Raw genomic sequence first — 265 nt, 5'->3', positions numbered from 1 at the left:
CAGTAGCTTGTAAGTTACTAAAATTACTATACCATCCATAATCTGTTTTAGAATGTGCTATGTCGGCTGATAACATATCTGTCCAAATGTCAATTCCTTTTTGACCGAAATCATCATCACCACCAACACCACCTGTTCCAGGTAAATACATTAATTGGTATAAACCAGCTATTCCACCCTTAACAACATCAGGGTTAAACTCTGCAGCTTCTGCAATTTGTTCTGCAGATAATCTATCAGAAGGCTCTACTTCTAAAAAATCATC

1 pseudogene is annotated in these 265 nt (G+C 36.6%); it reads right to left on the bottom strand.

What is annotated here, in order from left to right:
• Positions 1-265: pseudogene (locus OU788_RS12785) on the bottom strand (RagB/SusD family nutrient uptake outer membrane protein); the annotation flags it as partial.

Origin of the sequence: Tenacibaculum sp. L6 (genome assembly GCF_028823685.1) — a bacterium.
Taxonomy (GTDB): Bacteria; Bacteroidota; Bacteroidia; order Flavobacteriales; family Flavobacteriaceae; genus Polaribacter.
Note: the sequence above shows the minus strand (reverse complement) of the source record. Positions and strands in the feature narration are given on the sequence as shown.